Origin of the sequence: Bradyrhizobium sp. LTSP857 (assembly GCF_000938285.1) — a bacterium.
In the GTDB taxonomy this organism is placed as follows: domain Bacteria; phylum Pseudomonadota; class Alphaproteobacteria; order Rhizobiales; family Xanthobacteraceae; genus Bradyrhizobium.
Map to the genome: position 1 here is coordinate 229,410 of NZ_JYMS01000035.1, position 18,276 is coordinate 247,685.

Below are 18,276 nucleotides of genomic sequence, written 5' to 3' on the forward strand. Positions count from 1 at the left end.
CGGATCAGGTTCTCCGGCCCTTAAGAGGCGTGCTCAATGGAACCTGCCGGAATTGCGCGCAATTTTACGGATCAGCGCTCCGATCAAACGACGAAAACAACCCCATGCACAGTAGAAAGGCCATTGATGGCAAAGGAGAATTTTGGACGCTCTCGCCCCCGCCCCCTGCCGTCATCGCCCGGCTTGACCGGGCGATCCAGTACGCCGAGACGGCGCGGCTAGGACCGAGAAGCCGCGGCGTACTGGATGCCCGCCTTCGCGGGCATGACAGCGAGATTGTGGAGGCGGCCTGCTAAAAAAATCCGCCGGAGGTTGCCCTCCGGCGGATCATGTTACGTCACGATCGCAGGCCGCCTTACGCCTTCATGCCCGCCTTCACGGCCTCGGCCGTGATCGGCAAGGCCCGCACCCGGGCACCGGAGGCGTTGAAGATGGCGTTGCCGATGGCCGGGGCGATCACCGTCACCGCGGGCTCGCCGACGCCGGTGGCCTTTTCGCCATTGGCGATCACGGCGACCGCGACCTCGGGCACCTGGCTCATGCGCAAGGGCGTATAGCCATCGAAATTGGTCTGCTCGATGCCACCGTCCTTCAGCGTCGCCTTTTCGTACATCGCCAGTGACAGGCCCCACATCGCCGCACCCTCGACCTGGGCGCGGATGTTGTCGGGATGCACCTGCGTGCCGACGTCGGTTGCGACCGTGAGCTTCTTCACGGTCACCTCGCCCGAGGGCGCCACCGCGACATGGGCGACGCACGCCGTCCAGCTCGCGGACGCGCGTTCCTGCGACGACACGCAGGCCACGCCCATGCCCTCGCCTTTCGGCAGCTTCTTCGTGCCGTAGCCGGCAAGCCCCATCGCCGCGAGCAGCGTGTTGCGCAGCCGCTGCGCGCCGCCGTCGTTCTTGCCCTTGCCATCCAGCAGCGCGATGCGGAACTGCGCCGGATCCTGGTTGGTCGCAGCCGCGATCTCATCGACCATGCTTTCGATCGCCCAGAAGGTCCAGCCCGGCGCCACCGAACGGAGCTGACCCGACGGGGTGGCGTTGTGGGCCATCTCGTTCTTGATCGCGCGCACATGGTGGTTAGGCACGGAGTAGAAGAAGTCCGCACCGTTGACCGTGAACGCATCGAGCGGCCCCTTCTTGTCGACCGAGGGCGACAGGAAGTCGGGGATCCCCCAGCGCTGGGTCGGCCAGGCCGAGACCACGTCGTGGCTGAGCGCGACCAGCTTGCCATCGCCGTCCACGCCGGCCTTCACTTTCTGGAAGGTGAGCGGACGCGAGAAATCCATCGTCATGTCGTTCTCGCGCGTGTAGATCACCTTCACCGGTTTGCCCACGGCCTTCGCCGCCTGCACTGCCGGCACCATCATGTCGGCGTCTAACCTGCGGCCAAAGCCACCGCCGAGCCACATCTGGTGCATCACGACGAATTTCGGATCGATCCCGGCTGCACCGGCAGCGATCGCACCGGAGCGCGTCGCGAACTGGTTGCCGGAATAGATGTGCAGGATATCGCCCTTGAACTCCGCGGTGGCGTTCATCGGCTCCATCGGCGCATGGATGTTGATGCTGGTGGTGTACTCCGCCTCCAGCACCTTGGCGGCCGTGCCGAACGCCGCATTGGGATCGCCATCCTTGACGAAGAACTGGCCGGAATCATCGAGCTTCTGAAGCCGCTTGGCCTCATCAAGCAGCGACTCACTCGACACCTTCGCGTTCGGGCCGCCGTCATAGCTGACCTTCAGCGCCGCCGCCGCCTTCTTGGCGTTGGCATAGGTGTTCGCGACCGCAACCACCCAGCCGGTTGTGGTCTGGGTCTTGTCGTCGAGGGTGACGGCCTTGATGAAGCCCGGCACCTTCTTCGCATCGCTGTCGTCGACCGATTTCACCGTAGCGCCGTAGCGCACCGGCGGCGTCACCACCGCACCATAGGCCATGCCCGGAATCATCACGTCGATGCCGTACTTGGCCGTGCCGTTGGTCTTGGAGGGGATGTCGATCTGCGGCACCGATACGCCGATCATGGAATACTGGTCCGGCGTCTTCAGCTTGATCGCCTTCAGCTCGTCCGGCGTGAAGGTCTTGGTCGCCTTGCCGCTCTTCACGACATCGGCGAACGACATCTGCTTCTTCGACTTCACATGCACGATCATGGAGTCGCGCACTGCGAGCTCGCCTGCCGGCACGCCCATGGATGCGGCCGCACCTTCGGTCAATGCCATGCGTCCGGCGGCACCCGCCCGGCTCATCGCGTCAAAATTCATCATGGTCGACCAGCTGCCGCCGGTGATCTGCGCCCCCAGCACGGGGTCGTTGAATTTTGGATCGTTGGAGGCGAGGTTGACCCGCATGTCGCTCCACTTCGCGCCCAGCTCCTCGCAGACGATCTGCGCCATGGTGGAGGCGATGTGCTGGCCCATATCGGCCTTGCCGCAGGTCACGGTGACCAAACCATCGGGCGAGATCGCATACCAGACGCTCGGCTCGAAATTCGAAGGCGCAGCAAGCGCCTCACCGATGCCGGGCACGCCGGCATAGCCGAGCACGAGGCCGGTGGCGGCGGTGCCGACCAGGAAAGAGCGGCGGCTGAGATCTGATGTCTCGGGTGTGATGGTCTTCACGTGCTTGTTCATGTGGGCCTCCGCTCGTTGCCGGCGGCGGATGCGGTGCGCATCTCGGTGGCGGCGCGCATGATTGCCTTCTGGATCCGCGAATAGGTCATGCAACGGCAGAGATTGCCGTCCATATGCGCCACGACCTCTTCCTTGGTCGGATTGGAATTCTTCGCCAGCAGCGACGCCGCCTGCATGATCTGTCCGGACTGGCAGTAGCCGCATTGCGGCACCTGCTCGGCGATCCACGCCTTCTGGAGCGGATGATCACCCTTGGCGGACAGGCCTTCGATGGTGGTGATCTTCTTGCCGGCGACATCGCCGACCATGGTCTGGCACGAGCGCACGGCTTCGCCGTTGACGTGCACGGTGCAGGCACCGCACAGGCCGGCACCGCAGCCGAATTTCGTGCCGGTCATCTGCAATTGTTCGCGGATAGCCCAAAGGAGCGGCGTGTCGTTTGCCGCATCCACGGACAGACTCCGCCCGTTGATGGTGAGCGTTGGCATAGGCGTCTTCCCCTGCCGGTGCATGAAGCCGCTTACGGCGGCAACTTGTGTAGCGGACGCCCACCGGGCCGGCGGCCGCCTTGATTGCAAGAATGATCGCGTTCGCGCGCAGAGGCAAATGCAATTTGGAATCGATCGAACCAAACGCAGTGTCTGTCTGTTGTGCGTTGCGACAACGGCGCTGGCGCAGCGACTGGACACAACAAGAGAGCGCGCCGAGCATGGATGCCATTGCGGTCAGGCAATTTCTTCGAGGTAACTTGGCGAGCTAGAGTGCAACCGCAGACGCGAGCTTCCCTTCTCCCCTTGTGGGAGAAGGTGGCGCAAAGCGCCGGATGAGGGGTATCTCTCCGCGAACTCAATAGGCAGTTTCGTGCGCGGAGAGATACCCCTCACCCGTCTCACCGCTACGCGGCGAGCCACCCTCTCCCACAAGGGGAGAGGGAAAAAGAAGGGCGGAAACAATGCCAACGATCGATCGGGACGGAGTCGGGATCCATTACGAAGTTCATGGCGAAGGACCGCCGCTGCTGCTCACCCACGGCTATTCATCGACCTCGGCGATGTGGCACGGCCAGATCGACGCGCTCGCGAAGGACCACAAGCTCGTGCTGTGGGATATGCGCGGCCATGGCCAATCCGATTATCCCGATGATCCGAACGCCTATAGCGAGGCACTCACTGTTGGAGACATGGCGGCGATCCTCGATGCGGTCGGTACTGAGCGCGCCATCATCGGCGGGCTGTCGCTCGGCGGCTACATGTCGCTCGCCTTCTATCGCGCGCATCCGCAACGCGCCCGCGCGCTGCTGATCATCGACACCGGCCCGGGCTTCAAGAAGGACGACGCGCGCGAGGCCTGGAACGCGCGGGCGCTTGCGACCGCGGACAAGCTCGATCGCGAAGGCCTCGACGTGCTGAAGGCGGCGACCCGCGAGCGTGCCACCGCCAGCCATCGCAACGCCAAGGGGCTGGCGCTCGCCGCGCGCGGCATGCTGACCCAGCGCGATGCGCGCGTGATGGAGCTCTTGCCCTACATCAAGGTGCCGTCGCTGATCGTGGTCGGCGCCGACGACACGCCGTTCCTCGCGGCGTCCGACTACATGGCGGCCAAAATCCCCGGCGCACAAAAAATCGTGATCCCCGCCGCCGGACACGCCGTCAACATCGATCAGCCGCAGGCTTTTGTTGACGCGGTGGCGCCTTTCCTGAAGAACTTGCCAGGATAGGCCGATCGGACGAGGTGTAGGCAATGAAGCGGGCGATGTTGGCAGCCGGCGCAGTGGCGGCGTTTCTCTCGATGACTGCATCGGCACGGGCCGAGCCATTCGGCACCACGCCACGCCGGCCCTTCGTCGAGACCTTGTCGAACAACACGCCGCTGGCGTTCGGGATGGATGCCGAGCAGACCGCGCGCGCGCTCGGGCAACCCTTGCAATATGTCCGCGGCCGCCCCGGCAGCGAGATCTACCTTGCTCTTCGTAACCTCGGCGGCAGCGGACTGATCCCCTACCGCCACCGCCTGTTCCTGCAATTCCGTCATGGACGGCTGGCAGGATGGAAAGAGGATTACGGCGAGAACTGGATGTGGGAGTGAGAGCGGCCACGTCACCGCCTCCCCTCATCCGGAGGAGCTTGCAAAGCAAGCGTCTCGAAGGATGAAAGGCCCGGCTCTCGCATCTCGGCCTTGATCCTTCGAGACGCGCGCGAAGAGCGCCCTCCTCAGGATGAGGGGAGAGATTAGAACGCAGTCACAAAGAAGGACAACCCGCGTGGGACAAGACATCAAACTGACGGCCTCCGACAATTTCCAGCTCGGCGCCTATCGCGCTGATCCGACGAGCGCGCCGAAGGGCGCGGTGGTGGTGATCCAGGAAATCTTCGGGGTCAATCATCACATCCGCTCGGTCTGCGATCGGCTCGCCAAGGAGGGTTACGTCGCGATCGCGCCGTCGATCTTCGACCGCACGTCGCCCAACTTCCAGTGCGGCTACACGCCCGATGAGATCGCAGAGGCGCGCAAATTCGTCGCCAATCCCGATTGGGCGGCGATGCTGCGCGACACCCAGGCCGCTATCGATGCGGTGAAGAGCGTCGGCCCGGTCGGCATCATCGGCTTTTGCCTCGGCGGCAGCGTCGCCTTTGTCGCGGCGACGCGGCTGTCGGGCCTCAAGGCCGCGATCGGCTATTACGGCGGCGCGGTCGTGCGCTTTGCCGACGAGACGCCAAAAGTGCCGACGCAGTTGCATTTCGGCGAGAAGGATACGGGCATTCCCTTAACTGATGTCGAGACCGTCAAGGCGAAGCGGCCGGATGTGGAAGTCTTCGTCTATCCCGGCGCCCAGCACGGCTTCCATTGCGATGAGCGGCCGAGCTACGACAAGGCCAGCTCCGACATCGCCTGGCCGCGCAGCCTGGAATTTTTCGCGAAGCATTTGACGAAGTAGCGCGACGTGCGACTTTGTCGCGCCCTGGAATGACAGTGAGCTAGAACCAGCGCTCGCCGACGAACACGGTGTCGCCGGGGGCCAAGGGAGTGCCGAGTGGCACCATGGCGCGCATCGAGCCGCCGGCTTCGGTGTGCGTGACGGTCACCACGTCGCGCTTGGCGCGCGGCGAGAAGCCGCCTGCGATAGCCACCGCGCTTTCGACGGTCATGTTGGGGACGTAAGGGTACTGACCAGGCGCGGAGACTTCGCCGAGAATGAAGAACGGGCGATAGGATTCGATCTCGACTGCAACCGAAGGCTCGCGGATGTAACCGTTGCGCAGGCGCGCAGCGATTTCGCCGGCGAGCCCCGCAGGCGTGCGACCGCGCGCGGGCACCGCGCCGATCAGCGGCATGGTGATCGAACCGCCGGCATCGATGGCGTAGCTGTTGGTGAGACCTTCCTGGCCGTAGACCACAACGCGCAGCTTGTCGCCGGCATCGAGATGATAGGAAGCGTCGTAGCGGACCGGCACACCCATCGGCGCGGCATAGGCGACCGGCATGGCTGAGGGACCCGACGCAAAGGAATTGGTGAGCGCATCAATGGCGCCGCCGCCGTTGGCAACGACGACCGGCTGCGGTGCGCTGTAGGGCTGGCCATAGGCCATCGAGTCGAGATCGGCGCGCGGCTGCATGTATGCAACGGGTCCGGCGGTCTGCATGCAGCCGCCAAGGCTCAGCGCGGCGGACGCTGCCAAGATCGACCATCGAAACGCGCGCACAACCGGCACCGGAGCCATCCCTCGAAACGAGACAGCTCCAGTGATGCACCCGGTATGGTTAACAAAGCGTTGAGGGCGGGCTTCAACCCTCCCCTGGAGGGGAGGGTAAGAAAGAACAGATTACGCGCTCACACCAACGCCGATCGGGCAGGACACGCCGGTGCCACCCAGGCCGCAATAGCCGGCGGGATTCTTGGCCAGATATTGCTGATGGTAGTCCTCGGCGAAATAGAATTCGCCGGCGGGCGCGATCTCGGTGGTGATGGCAGCGAGGCCTTTTGCCGCGAGCGCCTTCTGATAGCGCGCCTTCGACGCATCGGCCGCTTTCTTCTGCGCGTCGGAGTAAGTGTAGATCGCGCTTCGGTACTGCGTGCCGACGTCGTTGCCCTGGCGCATGCCCTGCGTCGGGTTGTGGCTCTCCCAAAACGTCTTCAACAGCTTCTCGTAAGGTACCTTGTTCGGATCGAACACCACCAACACCACTTCAGTGTGGCCGGTGCGTCCCGAACAGGTCTCTTCATAGGTGGGGTTCGGCGTGTGACCGCCGGCATAGCCGACGGCAGTGGTGTAAACACCGTCGCCGAGCTCCCAGAATTTGCGCTCGGCGCCCCAGAAACAGCCGAGCCCGAACACGGCCTGCTCGAGGCCGGCGGGATAAGGCGGCTTCAACTGCGCGCCGTTGACGAAATGGGTTGTCGCGGTCGGAATGGCTTGCGCACGGCCCGGCAGCGCTTCCGTGGCGCTCGGCAATGCGGTGGTCTTGCGCATGAACAGCATGGTCGAATCTCCGAGAACGAGCTGTCTGTCGCCTCAGCCATGCGCTCAGGCGGCGTGCTCGCGATCAGGTGGGAATATAGGTCTTTACGCGGGAATGGGCAGCCCCGTTACGCCGCCGCAGCTAGGCTTTAATCCCGGGAATAGCCGATCAGAGGCTTGCGCGGGCGGAACAGAATCATCAGCAGGATGCCCAGAATGCCAAGCACGGCGAAAACCGGCTGATCCAGCACCAGACGGATCACCGAGGTCCAGAGCCAGGGCGCCTTGGCCTCGACCCAGGTCCGGAACGCTGACTGACTGGCCTGATTGATGTCGTTCCAGAACTGGCCGAACCGGGTGAACCGCAGGCTCTGATCGGCCACCCAGCGGGCGCCGTCATAGACCATGAAGATGAACCCACCGGCCAGCAGCAACAGCCCAATCAGTCGGAAAAAGCCGCGGATCATGCCTCACCCTTTATGGTCATCCGGTCGGACGACCCTCGGAACGCAGCCAGCCAATAGCCGGGAGACGGCAGAAATTCAACCTCATCAGGGCGTTACGACCCGCAATCAGATCGCCCGGAGCCAGTTTTCCTGACCCGGAAAGCGTTGACGGTGCCCCAGACCCCCTCTATAAGGGCGCCAACTGGCGGCGGGCGCAATCCTGCCGCCGCTGTTCTTTGAGCAGTCAGAGGCTCTCTGAGTCTCAAGAGATGGCCGCAAGGCCGTCGCTGATGCTCCCGGAACGGCCTTGTACGAAACACCCTAATTCCGAGCGTCGATTTCGCGGTCAAGCAGCCGGCGCCACCCGATCAAGATGCGACCGGTACCCGCAGAGGACATTTAGACTATGGCCAATACCACTTCCGCCAAGAAAGCGACGCGCAAGATCGCCCGCCGCACCGCTGTCAACAAGTCGCGCCGCACCCAGATGCGCGGTGCCGTGCGTACCGTCGAGGAAGCCATCAAGACCGGCGACCGCGCCGCGGCTGCGAAGGCGCTGGCGAATGCCGAGCCCGCTCTGATGCGCGCCGCGCAGCGCAACATCATTCACAAGAACAACGCCAGCCGCAAAGTCTCCCGGCTCACCGCGCAGATCGCCAAGCTCGCCCAGTAAGATTGCGAAGCAAGGTTGCGCGATAAGATCGCCAACCATTCGGTCGAGTCATCCGATCAACTGATCCGATCGACATCGCGCTCGTCAATCAGCCCGGCTTCTCGCCGGGCTTTTTGTTGTCTGTCACAATTCACGCTTACGGTCGTTGTGGGTGACCAATCTTCCGTTGGAAGACGCGTGTCGTCTTCGCTATGCTGCGCATCCGTAATTTTACCTGCCGGTGTTTTGCAACAGCGGAAACTTTCACCGCACTGCACTGCGCTGCGAAAAACCCCTGCGGGGCGGGCTTAAGTTGAATTTGTGCCTGCGAGAGTTCTGCACACCGTAGTTTCCCCGGAACGGAGCTACCCTGTGAAATGAGACTCAAAAAACGATGTTTGGATAATCACTTATCCACATAGCGCCACCAAGCATTTGGAAAATGAGCTCGCGCGGCGCGCGCGTGACGCTTTTGTAAAATTTTTTTGGCCGCCGTTCGAGAATTGTCACACAGCACGTTCGGCGTTCGATTCTCTACGCTGATTCAAAACCTTGGTCTCAAGCCTGTGAACAACTCGCGCGCGGCGTTAACGCAGATCAAGTTTTTAATCGCCTCAAGTGTGAATCAATTCCATTGCGAGTCTTTCCGCTTGGTGTATTCCTTAAGTCGTTCGCAGCGCCCACGATCTTGAGACCAGCGCGGTTTTAGAAACGGGGCGAGCGTGCAAATCGGCGGCGGTGTGCACGTTGGCGACGCTTCAACAAGCGATTGTCGGTTCAAAACCTACAGCAATGTGGGAACGGTAGCTCTTTGTCTGAATGTCTCCAAGCGGGATCTTTCGTATCCCGCTCGCGCCAGACGCAAATGAGAGATGTCATGAAGCTATCCCGACACGCGTGATGGCGTAGCCGAGCGGACGAACAGTGCAGACGGGCGGGGCATTCGCGATTTTTGTCGTGGTTGTCTTCAGGACACGCAGGACCTTGCCGTGAGCGATCACGGCAGGACGGGGAGGTATCATGTCTTACGGACTCAACGCGGTATTGAAACAAGTCTCATATTCCAACGATGCCGTTCTGGATCCGTCGGACGTTCAGCCTCCCGCGTGTGACGGGGCGCCGAGTACGCGCTGACCTCGCGAACCCTCCATCTCTGACATCGCTGATCTGACCGCGGCGTTCGCGCCGAACGGCTGAGCTGTGTCTGATGATGGACTCGCTTGAGGTCGCGCCACTGCAGGGCCTTGGCAGGAACTCTGCATGGCGTTCACCACGCAACCTTATCTCTCAAGAAAAGTTCTCAAATGATGACAACACCGGAACAGGATCGCTGGTCACGCGTGAAGGGTCGGCTGCGCACGAGCGTTGGCGAAGACGTCTATACGAGCTGGTTTGCGCGCATGGATCTCGAAGGCGTGCAGGAAGAGAGCGTGCGTCTCTCGGTCCCAACCCGCTTCCTGAAGAGCTGGATCCAGGCCCATTATGCCGAGCGCGTGCTGTCGTGCTGGCAGGCCGAGATGCCGGAAGTGCATCGCATCGATCTCACCGTGCGCTCCGCGGTGCGGCCCATCGTACAGAAGGAGGCGCCCGCGCCGATCGAGACTCGCCGTGCGCCAGCACCCGAGTTGCGCTCGACTGCGACCGCGCCGGTCTCCGCCAATCATGATGCGCTCGGCGGCTCGCCGCTCGATCCGCGCCTGACCTTTGCGAGCTTCGTCGTCGGCCGCTCCAACACGCTGGCGCATGCAGCTGCGCGTCAGGTTGCGGAGGGTCGCCGCGGCGACCCTGTCATGTTCAACCCGCTCTACATCCATGCCGGCGTTGGCCTCGGCAAGACGCATCTGCTCCAGGCAGTGACCTGGGCCGGTAATTCCGGCAACGAGCGCAAGGTGCTCTACCTCACCGCAGAAAAATTCATGTACGGCTTCGTCGCCGCGCTGAAGACGCAGACGGCGCTCGCCTTCAAGGAAGCACTGCGCGGCATCGACGTGCTGGTGATCGACGATTTGCAGTTCCTGCAAGGCAAGTCGACGCAGGCCGAGTTCTGTCACACGCTGAATGCGCTGATCGATGCCGGCCGCCAGGTCGTGATCGCCGCCGACCGTCCGCCGTCCGATCTCGAAAGCCTCGACGATCGCGTCCGCTCGCGGCTCGCCGGCGGCCTCGTGGTCGAGATGGGCTCGCTCGGCGAAGAGCTGCGCCACGGCATCCTCAAGTCGCGCGTTGCAGCCGCCCGCGCCCATCACGCGACGTTCGAGGTGCCTGAGGAGGTGCTGACCTATCTGGCCCGCGCCATCACCCATAACGGCAGGGATCTCGAAGGCGCGATCAACCGTCTGCTGGCGCACTCGAAGCTCAACAGCCGGCCGGTGACGCTGGAGATGGCCGAGCACGAGGTGCGCGACCTGATCCGGCCGCAGGAGCCGAAGCGGATCAAGATCGAGGACATCCAGCGCGTGGTGGCACGGCAGTATAATGTCAGCCGCTCCGACCTCCTCTCTTCGCGAAGGACCGCCAATGTGGTCCGTCCGCGCCAGGTGGCGATGTACCTCGCCAAGACGCTGACCCTGCGCTCGCTGCCGGAAATCGGCCGCCGCTTCGGTGGACGCGACCACACCACGGTGCTGCACGCCGTGCGCAAGATCGAGGCACTGGTCTCCAAGGACACCGCGCTGTCGGAGGAAGTCGAGTCGCTGAAGCGCCAGCTTCAGGAATAAACGCCTAGGCCCATTCCCGCTCTCCCGCCGCCCCGGCCACGCCAGGGCGGCGGTGGCGTTTTTGCCGGTAAATCGTGGGGAACTACCTCGCAATCCCTTGAATCCCGGGGCCATCCGCGCCACCTTGCGCGACCCTGATGGCTTTGGTCATATCGGCTGGATGATCCGGCTTTGGGGGTCTTCGATGCCGCGGCGCGCGTTTCGGCCGCCCGGCTTTTTCAACGCTGTGTTTTCTTGGGGATCGGGCGAGTAGTGCAATGAAGGTTACGGTCGAACGCGCGCAACTCCTGAAATCGCTGGGCCATGTCCACCGCGTGGTCGAGCGCCGCAACACGATCCCGATCCTGGGCAACGTGCTGGTCCGCGCCGAGAACGCGAAACTGTCGCTGAAAGCGACCGACCTCGATCTCGAGGTGACGGAGACGCTGCCTGCGGAAACCGCCACGGCCGGCTCCACCACCGTGCCGGCGCACATGTTCTACGACATCGTGCGCAAGCTGCCGGATGGCTCGCAGATCGTGCTGGAAGCCGATGGTGACCGCGCTGTGCTGGCAATCCGCGCCGGCCGCTCGCGCTTCACGCTTCAGACGCTGCCGGAGAATGATTTCCCGGATCTCGCCGCCGGCGACATGTCGCATTCGTTCTCGCTCGCCGCCAAGGACGTCAAACGGCTGATCGACCGCACCCAGTTCGCGATCTCCACTGAGGAGACGCGCTATTATCTCAACGGCATCTATCTGCACGCCGCCGGCACGGCCAAAGCCGCCACGCTTCGCGGCGTCGCCACCGACGGCCACCGCCTCGCCCAGCTCGATCTGGTCCAGCCGAAGGGTGCCGACGGCATGCCCGGCGTGATCGTACCGCGCAAAACCGTCGGCGAGGTGCAGCGCCTGATCGAGGACAACGAGGCCGAAGTCACGATCGAGCTGTCGCAGGCCAAAATCCGCTTCACCATCGGCAATGTGGTGCTGACCTCGAAACTGATCGACGGCACCTTCCCCGACTATGGCCGCGTCATCCCGCAGGGCAACGACAAGGAGCTCGTGGTCGACAAGAAGGATTTCGAGAACGCAGTCGACCGCGTCTCGACGATCTCCAGCGAGCGTGGCCGTGCGGTGAAACTCTCGCTGTCGCCGGGCAAGCTGGTGCTGTCGGTGACTAATCCGGATTCCGGCAGCGCCACCGAAGAGCTCGAGGTCGAATACGCCTCCGACGCCCTCGATATCGGCTTCAACTCGCGCTATCTGCTCGACATCGCCAGCCAGATCGAAGGCGAAGTCGCAACGCTCAGGCTCGCCGACCCCGGCTCCCCGACCCTGGTGCAAGACCGCGACGACAAGAGCGCACTGTACGTGCTGATGCCGATGCGGGTGTGAGGAGGCGGTGGCTCGACACCGAGGCCTAGCAATCTCCCATAATCCAGGCGCAATGCGCGTTGCTGTGCCCTCTCCCCTTGTGGGAGAGGGCTACTCCGCTGGCGGATACATACTCAGTCGGGTGAGGGGTTAGTGCCGCAGCAGCCGTCCCATCGGCCGGTCCCCAAACATCTCCGCCAATTTGCGAAGAACATGCGGCGTAAGCCAACTGACGCCGAAGCCGCGATGTGGCGGTTGCTTAGAGCTCGCCAGCTATCGGCCTTCAAGTTTCGTCGGCAGGTCCCGTTCAAAACCTACATTCTCGACTTCGCCTGTTTCGACAAGCGCCTTGTGATCGAGATCGACGGAAGTCAGCACGCGGAATCGCAACGTGACGCAGCCCGTGAAGCCGCACTTTCTGCAGAAGGTTTCGCTATCGCCCGCTACTGGAACAATGACGTGCTACAGCAGCCCAATTCTGTATTGGAGGATATCCTTGCAAAGCTTGCCGGGCGGTAACATACCCCTCACCCGTCGCCTCACTTCGTGAGGCGCCACCCTCTCCCACAAGGGGAGAGGGAATCAGAGCGCGCCGCAGTTCCGACATGACCCCCTCCCGCATTCATCGCCTGACGCTGACGCATTTTCGCAATTATCGGGCGGCGGGGCTCGAGACGGCGGCTGACATGGTGGCGCTGGTCGGGCCGAACGGGGCGGGCAAGACCAATTGCATCGAGGCGATCTCGTTTCTCTCGCCCGGCCGCGGCTTGCGGCGCGCCACGCTGGAGGACGTCGCCGACAATCAGGGCGACGGCTCCTGGGCGGTCTCCGCGCAGGTCGAGGGCGCGCTGGGGCTTGGCACACTTGGGACCGGCATCGACGCGCCGCGGGCCGATGCCGCCGTAAGCCGGCGCTGTCGCATCGACCGCGAGCCGGTCAATTCGGCCACAGCGTTCGGCGACCACATCCGCATGGTGTGGCTGACGCCGGCGATGGATGGGCTGTTCATGGGAGGGGCGTCGGAACGGCGGCGCTTCTTCGACCGACTGGTGCTCGCCATCGACAGCGAGCATTCCAGCCGCATCTCCGCACTCGAACGTTCGCTCCGCTCGCGCAACCGCCTGCTCGAAGTGCGCAATTACGACGACCATTGGTGTGACGCGATCGAGCGCGAGACCGCCGAGCTTGCAGTCGCCGTCGCCGCAACGCGCGGCCAGACCGCGGCGCGGCTCACCGGCATGCTCAACGCGCGCGCGCAGGCGTCCGCCTTCCCGTCGGCGCAGATCGCGCTCGACGGCTGGATGGAGAACGCGCTGCTCACCGAGACCGCGACCACGGTCGAGGACCGCTACCGCCAGATCCTGCGTGACAACCGTCCGCGCGATGCCATCGCCGGTCGCACCACCGACGGCCCACATCTCACCGATCTCCAGGTGATCTATGCGCCGAAGAGCATGCCGGCGCGCGACGCCTCGACCGGCGAGCAGAAGGCACTCCTGATCGGGCTGGTGCTGGCGCATGCGACGCTGGTCGCTGAGATGACCGGCATCGTGCCGCTGCTGCTGCTCGACGAGGTCGTCGCGCATCTCGATCCGAACCGCCGCACCGCGCTGTTCGAGGAGCTGCGCAAGCTCGGCGCGCAGGTGTGGCTGACCGGCGCGGACCCGGCCGCCTTCACCGAGATCGGCGCAGGTGGCCAGGTGTTTGACGTCGAGAGCGGACAAGTGTCGGCCCGGCGCTAACCGCCGCGATTGAACCTGCCCCATTCTGCTCGCGACTAGCTGACTGAGGCCGCGCCGACGGTGTCGCAGCCGTTATGCAATCGCGCATGACATGACGCGATATCCCTGGAGAGTGAGATGAGGACGGCAAGGTCCGGGGTGCAAATCCCGGCACAATGGCGGGCGTTTTTGTGCGGTCTCGTCTTCCTCGCAAGCTGCCTGCTCGCGGCAACCGCCAGCGACTGGGTGCCATATCTGTCGCCGCTGTTTTCGTCCGCGCTCGCGCCGGATCCCGATGCCAAACTGCCCGCGCCGACCCGCTACAGCTTCAGAGGGATCCACACCACCATGATGCGCGGCATCGATGCGCCGCTCCGCATCAAGTTAGAGGCCACCGTGCCCGCAGAGCTCAGCGACGTCCTCGCCTTCTACCGCACCGAGCTCGGAAAGCTCGGCTGGCAGGAAAAGCTGGACGGCGCGGTGGTCGCCGCCGATCACGTCCAGCTCACCTTCGACTCGCCGCTGGGGCCGGCGATGCTCGAGCTCGGCCGCAGGGACAGCAGCACCTTGGTCAATCTGGTGCAGCGGAATCGGGATGCCGCGACCCAGGCGAACGTCATGCCCGAGCCCGGCCAGGCGAAACTGGTGTTCAGCAATATCAGCGAGACGGAAGCCGTGCTGACGATCAACCAGCGGACCATCAAGCGCGCCATCGGCGCCAACGCGGTCGCGCTGGATCTGCCGCCCGGCAAGTATTCCTACGAACTGAGCGTGCCGGGCCATCCGGCCACCACGAACATCCTTAACTTCGCCGCCGGCGATACCTGGGAGCTCACGGTCGGGCGCGACGGAGACGCCTGGTCACCGCTCCAGCTGTATTGAACCTGACCGGTTGCCGCCGCGACTAGCTGTCTGAGATCGCGCCAGCGGTGTCGCAGCCTGCAATCGCGCGCGGATTTATAACGCGCGACATCCCGGAGAGTGACCATGTTGACGGTAAGGCGCGGGACGAACGTCCCGGCACGATGGCGGCTGTTTGCGTACGGCCTCTTCGTTCTGACGAGTTGCCCGGTCACGGCCCTGGCCGACGACGGCATCGTGGACGTGCACACGCTGCCGAAGCTGCAAGGCGCGATGGAAGACACTTCGCGCCCAGATCCCGACCGGGTGCAATATGGCGTGCCGACCGTGGTCGCAGTGACCGCCGCTGCCGCCAAGAAGATGCTCAGCGCCGACGGCTGGGTGCCCTATGTCCGCCCGCTCGACGAGACCAACACCAATCTCGCCTTCAAGAAGGGACGGCAGGGATTGTCCGTCTCGTTCACGCAGGGCCTCGGCCGGCCCGATCAATCCGCGGTCTCCTACACCCCGGACCGCATCTATTCGAATGTGCCGTTCCCCGATGGCGCGATCGATCTCATATTCGACGAGACCCGGCCCTATCTCGGCTGCATCGCGCCGGCCGCTTTCGATGCAACTCTGAATTTCTATACGAAGGAAATGGCCGCGATCGGCTGGCGCAAGCTGACGCCCGAGACCGCGGCAAGCTGGCCGAACGCGGACCTGACTGCGATCGTGCCGAACGGCCTACGCGCGTACTACGACCATCCCGATGGCGACTCGACCCAATTCTACAAGCAGAAGCCGGTGATGCTGACGCTGACCCGCCGCGACGACGGACGGACCAATGTCGAGATCAGGATCGCGCCGTTCGCCTTGCCAACGAACCTCGAGGCGGACGAGATGTCCGGCCTGCCGATACCGAAGCCGCACAAGTCGGCAGCGGGCAGAGGCGACGCCAGATCGAACCGGCACGAGGTGACGGTTGCGGCCCTCGCCGATCTGCCCGCCGTGCTCGCCTTCTACCATCGCGAGTTTGCCGCGCGGGGCTGGACGGAAGAGGGAAATGCACCTCTTGCCCCCGGCGATGACGTCGCGGTCAAATTCTCCTCGCCTGAGGAAACCGGCGTGCTGCGGCTCGGCCGCAAATATGATTTCACCATGGTCGGCCTGTCCGCGCAGGTGAAGGACTCCGTCCTTGCTGCCCGCGCCAAGGCAAAGAAGGACGCCGACGACAAATTCACGAGCGACGCGGAAGCGATGATAAAACAGGTCACCGCCGCCGACGAAGTCCGGCGCAAGGCCCAGGCCGCGACGCTGTCAGATTCACCGCTCAGCGTGCTCGCAAACAGCAACACGCCGGTGCCGCTGCCGGAGAACGCGCAGGAGGTGAAGTTCGACGGCGACGAGGGTCGGCTCGAGTTCAACTCCACCTCCACCGTCAAGGCGCTCGCGGCCTTCTACCGTGCCGCGCTGAAGCCTGCAGGCTGGAAGGAACAACCCTCCGTCATCAACCAGCCGAACATGGCGGTGATGGAATTTGCAAAGGGCGGCAAGTCGATCTCGATGACCGTGATGCAGATGGGGCCGCAAGTGAATGTCAACGCCGACGGATCCGGTCTGGTGATGGCTGCGGCCAAACCTGCTGCCAGTGCCAAGCCTGCGTCCGGCGGCAAGCCTTCGAGCAGCGATCCGGCCGTCGCTTCGGCAAAGTCGGCCGGACCGTTGGAGGCGGATCCGGAGTCCGCGCTGCCGGTGCCGAAGCAGCACAGCTCGACCTCGCTTGGCACAGCAAAGCTGCCCGGCATCGAGGCGCCGTTCCGCAGAGAGCTCGAGGCCAGCGTGCCGGCCGAGCTCAGCGACGTCCTCGCCTTCTACCGCACGGAGCTGACCAGGCTCGGCTGGCAGGAAAAGCCGGATGGCGCGGCGATATCGGCCGATCGCGTCCAGCTAGCCTTCGCCTCGCCGCTGGGGCCGGCCATGCTGAAGCTCGGCCGCGCCAATGGCGAGACGTCCGTCAATCTCGTGCAGAAGAACCCGGACGCGGCGACCAAGGCGGACATCATGCCGAAGCCCGGCCAGGCCAAACTGATGCTCGGCAACATGGGCGACAAGGACGCGCAGCTGACGATCAACAAGCAGACCATCAAGGTTGCGGCCGGCGCGGGCGGTCCGCAGTCGCCGAAGGGCCCCACGCTCGATCTGCCGCCGGGCAAATACCAGTATTCGCTGAAGATGGCAGGGCAGCCTGGTCGGAACGCCACGATCGAGATAGCTGCGGGCGATGCCTGGGGCCTGATGGTGGGCCCGACCGGCGAGGTGCTGCCGCTTCAGATGTATTGAGCCCGCCACGAAGCAAGTGCGCCCCCTCTCCCGCTTGCGAGGGCTTTGCACAAATCGCGAATCTGCGATTCACTAAGAGAGATCTGAAGAGGGTCTTGGGATGGCATATCGGCAGGTTGGGCAACCGAGCTTCGCAGATGCGCTGGCGTCGCGGCGTGGGAAAGGCGGTGCGGTGCTGAGGCGGATTTGCGAACTGGTCGATTGGGGGGCTGTGGAGCGCGTGCTGTGCGGCCTTCCGGAACCTGAGCGTGGCGCGCCGGCCTATCCTCGGCTGGTGATGTTCAAGGCTGTGCTGTTGCAGCAATGGTACGGGCTGTCCGATCCGGAACTGGAAGAAGCGCTCGATGACCGGGCCTCTTTCCGCGACTTCTGCGGCTTTGCGCTGGGCGACGAGACGCCCGACCATACGACGATCTGGCGCTTCCGCGAAGCTTTGCAGCAGGCCGGTCTGGACGAGACGCTGTTTGCCGAGATGCTGCGCCAGATCGACGCGCGCGGGCTGGTGCCGCGTCGAGGCACATTGATCGACGCCAGCCTGATCCCGGCGGCGGTGAAGCCGCCGAAGCCGCCAAAGGACCCGCTGCCGCCCGGCCCAGACGGGCGCGCGCCGAGCAAGCTGGTCAACAGCGAGCGCGATGCGGATGCGCGATGGACCAAGAAGGGTGGCAAGCGATACTTCGGCTACAAGGCGCATGTCGGTGTCGACCAGTGCTCGGCGATCATCCGTCGCAGTAAGCTGACCGACGCTGCGGTCAACGATACGGTGCCGGCCGATGAATTGATCAGCGGCGACGAGAAGGCGGTCTACGCCGACCAGGCCTATGACAAGCACGAGCGCCGCGCCGGGCTGGCTGCCCGGGGCATCAAGCCGCGGCTGATGTTCCGGCCCAACAAGCATCATCCCCTGACCGAGCGGAAGAAGCGCTTCAACGACGCCGTGGGACGCCGCCACGCGCCGGTCGAGCAGGTCTTTGCGCGCCTCAAGGGCGTCTACGGCTGGGCGCGCGCTCGCTATCTGGGCTTGGCACGCAACCATACCCATCTGCGTCTTCTCTGCTTGGCCATGAACCTCAAACGATGGGCGGTGCTGTGTCCCGCGGGAGGTGT

Annotated in this window: 16 protein-coding genes; 11 read left to right on the top strand and 5 right to left on the bottom strand. The window is 64.0% G+C overall.

Translation table 11 applies throughout. The features are described from left to right. Positions 1–355: 355 nt before the first annotated feature. Entirely contained in the window at positions 356–2,638 is a 2,283-nt protein-coding gene (locus UP06_RS23385; protein ID WP_045006005.1) for a xanthine dehydrogenase family protein molybdopterin-binding subunit, read from the bottom strand. Next, a complete protein-coding gene (locus tag UP06_RS23390; protein WP_045006006.1) occupies positions 2,635–3,126 on the bottom strand; it encodes a (2Fe-2S)-binding protein in 492 nt (163 codons plus the stop codon). The genes UP06_RS23385 and UP06_RS23390 overlap by 4 nt, the downstream gene beginning before the upstream one ends. 464 nt (positions 3,127–3,590) lie before the next feature. Here UP06_RS23390 and UP06_RS23395 point away from each other — a divergent pair, with 464 nt between their 5' ends. The 3 genes from UP06_RS23395 (at position 3,591) to UP06_RS23405 (ending at position 5,573) form a co-directional block, all read left to right on the top strand. After that, positions 3,591–4,355 carry an alpha/beta fold hydrolase gene (locus tag UP06_RS23395; RefSeq protein WP_045006007.1) on the top strand — a complete coding sequence of 255 codons (765 nt, stop codon included), beginning with the start codon at positions 3,591–3,593 and terminating at the stop codon, positions 4,353–4,355. A 23-nt stretch (positions 4,356–4,378) separates the two neighbouring features. Continuing rightward, entirely contained in the window at positions 4,379–4,723 is a 345-nt protein-coding gene (locus UP06_RS23400) for a hypothetical protein (protein WP_045006008.1), read from the top strand. 175 nt (positions 4,724–4,898) lie between these two features. Further along, positions 4,899–5,573, top strand: coding sequence for a dienelactone hydrolase family protein (locus UP06_RS23405; RefSeq protein WP_045006009.1), 675 nt, complete (start codon positions 4,899–4,901; stop codon positions 5,571–5,573). A gap of 40 nt (positions 5,574–5,613) precedes the next feature. On the opposite strand, the gene UP06_RS23410 is transcribed toward UP06_RS23405, so the two are convergent. The 3 genes from UP06_RS23410 to UP06_RS23420 all read right to left on the bottom strand — a co-directional run bounded on the left by UP06_RS23410 (position 5,614) and on the right by UP06_RS23420 (position 7,562). After that, complete coding sequence (locus UP06_RS23410; protein ID WP_045006038.1) at positions 5,614–6,348, bottom strand: polysaccharide biosynthesis/export family protein; 735 nt, start codon at positions 6,346–6,348, stop codon at positions 5,614–5,616. Between the two features lie 111 nt (positions 6,349–6,459). Beyond that, complete coding sequence (gene msrA / locus UP06_RS23415) at positions 6,460–7,116, bottom strand: peptide-methionine (S)-S-oxide reductase MsrA (protein ID WP_045006010.1); 657 nt, start codon at positions 7,114–7,116, stop codon at positions 6,460–6,462. 128 nt (positions 7,117–7,244) lie between these two features. Next, complete coding sequence (locus UP06_RS23420) at positions 7,245–7,562, bottom strand: hypothetical protein (protein WP_045006011.1); 318 nt, start codon at positions 7,560–7,562, stop codon at positions 7,245–7,247. Between the two features lie 385 nt (positions 7,563–7,947). Here UP06_RS23420 and rpsT point away from each other — a divergent pair, with 385 nt between their 5' ends. The 8 genes from rpsT to UP06_RS23460 all read left to right on the top strand — a co-directional run. Further along, a complete protein-coding gene (gene rpsT, locus UP06_RS23425) occupies positions 7,948–8,214 on the top strand; it encodes a 30S ribosomal protein S20 (RefSeq protein ID WP_045006012.1) in 267 nt (88 codons plus the stop codon). A 1,286-nt stretch (positions 8,215–9,500) separates the two neighbouring features. Next, the gene (gene dnaA / locus UP06_RS23430) at positions 9,501–10,910 is read left to right on the top strand and encodes a chromosomal replication initiator protein DnaA (protein ID WP_045006039.1); all 1,410 of its coding nucleotides are present in this window, start codon (positions 9,501–9,503) and stop codon (positions 10,908–10,910) included. Positions 10,911–11,167: 257 nt separating this feature from the next. Then, a complete protein-coding gene (gene dnaN / locus UP06_RS23435; protein ID WP_045006013.1) occupies positions 11,168–12,286 on the top strand; it encodes a DNA polymerase III subunit beta in 1,119 nt (372 codons plus the stop codon). Between the two features lie 132 nt (positions 12,287–12,418). Next, positions 12,419–12,784 (top strand): endonuclease domain-containing protein, encoded by a 366-nt coding sequence (locus UP06_RS23440; RefSeq protein WP_045006014.1) that lies wholly within the window; start codon positions 12,419–12,421, stop codon positions 12,782–12,784. A gap of 86 nt (positions 12,785–12,870) precedes the next feature. Beyond that, positions 12,871–14,007, top strand: a complete 1,137-nt coding sequence (recF, locus tag UP06_RS23445; protein ID WP_045006015.1) for a DNA replication/repair protein RecF — start codon at positions 12,871–12,873, stop codon at positions 14,005–14,007. A 117-nt stretch (positions 14,008–14,124) separates the two neighbouring features. Next, positions 14,125–14,868, top strand: a complete 744-nt coding sequence (locus UP06_RS23450) for a hypothetical protein (protein ID WP_045006016.1) — start codon at positions 14,125–14,127, stop codon at positions 14,866–14,868. Positions 14,869–14,973: 105 nt separating this feature from the next. Beyond that, positions 14,974–17,169 carry a hypothetical protein gene (locus tag UP06_RS23455; RefSeq protein ID WP_045006017.1) on the top strand — a complete coding sequence of 732 codons (2,196 nt, stop codon included), beginning with the start codon at positions 14,974–14,976 and terminating at the stop codon, positions 17,167–17,169. 100 nt (positions 17,170–17,269) lie between these two features. Beyond that, the coding region (locus UP06_RS23460; RefSeq protein WP_045001813.1) for an IS5 family transposase at positions 17,270–18,276 on the top strand (1,007 nt) is incomplete at its 3' end.

Coding starts and splice junctions, on each gene's coding strand:
- UP06_RS23385 (WP_045006005.1), bottom strand. CDS start 2,638: ATGAACAAGCACGTGAAGACCATCACACCCGAGACATCAGATCTCAGC.
- UP06_RS23390 (WP_045006006.1), bottom strand. CDS start 3,126: ATGCCAACGCTCACCATCAACGGGCGGAGTCTGTCCGTGGATGCGGCA.
- UP06_RS23395 (WP_045006007.1), top strand. CDS start 3,591: ATGCCAACGATCGATCGGGACGGAGTCGGGATCCATTACGAAGTTCAT.
- UP06_RS23400 (WP_045006008.1), top strand. CDS start 4,379: ATGAAGCGGGCGATGTTGGCAGCCGGCGCAGTGGCGGCGTTTCTCTCG.
- msrA (WP_045006010.1), bottom strand. CDS start 7,116: ATGCTGTTCATGCGCAAGACCACCGCATTGCCGAGCGCCACGGAAGCG.
- UP06_RS23420 (WP_045006011.1), bottom strand. CDS start 7,562: ATGATCCGCGGCTTTTTCCGACTGATTGGGCTGTTGCTGCTGGCCGGT.
- rpsT (WP_045006012.1), top strand. CDS start 7,948: ATGGCCAATACCACTTCCGCCAAGAAAGCGACGCGCAAGATCGCCCGC.
- dnaA (WP_045006039.1), top strand. CDS start 9,501: ATGACAACACCGGAACAGGATCGCTGGTCACGCGTGAAGGGTCGGCTG.
- dnaN (WP_045006013.1), top strand. CDS start 11,168: ATGAAGGTTACGGTCGAACGCGCGCAACTCCTGAAATCGCTGGGCCAT.
- recF (WP_045006015.1), top strand. CDS start 12,871: ATGACCCCCTCCCGCATTCATCGCCTGACGCTGACGCATTTTCGCAAT.
- UP06_RS23450 (WP_045006016.1), top strand. CDS start 14,125: ATGAGGACGGCAAGGTCCGGGGTGCAAATCCCGGCACAATGGCGGGCG.
- UP06_RS23455 (WP_045006017.1), top strand. CDS start 14,974: ATGTTGACGGTAAGGCGCGGGACGAACGTCCCGGCACGATGGCGGCTG.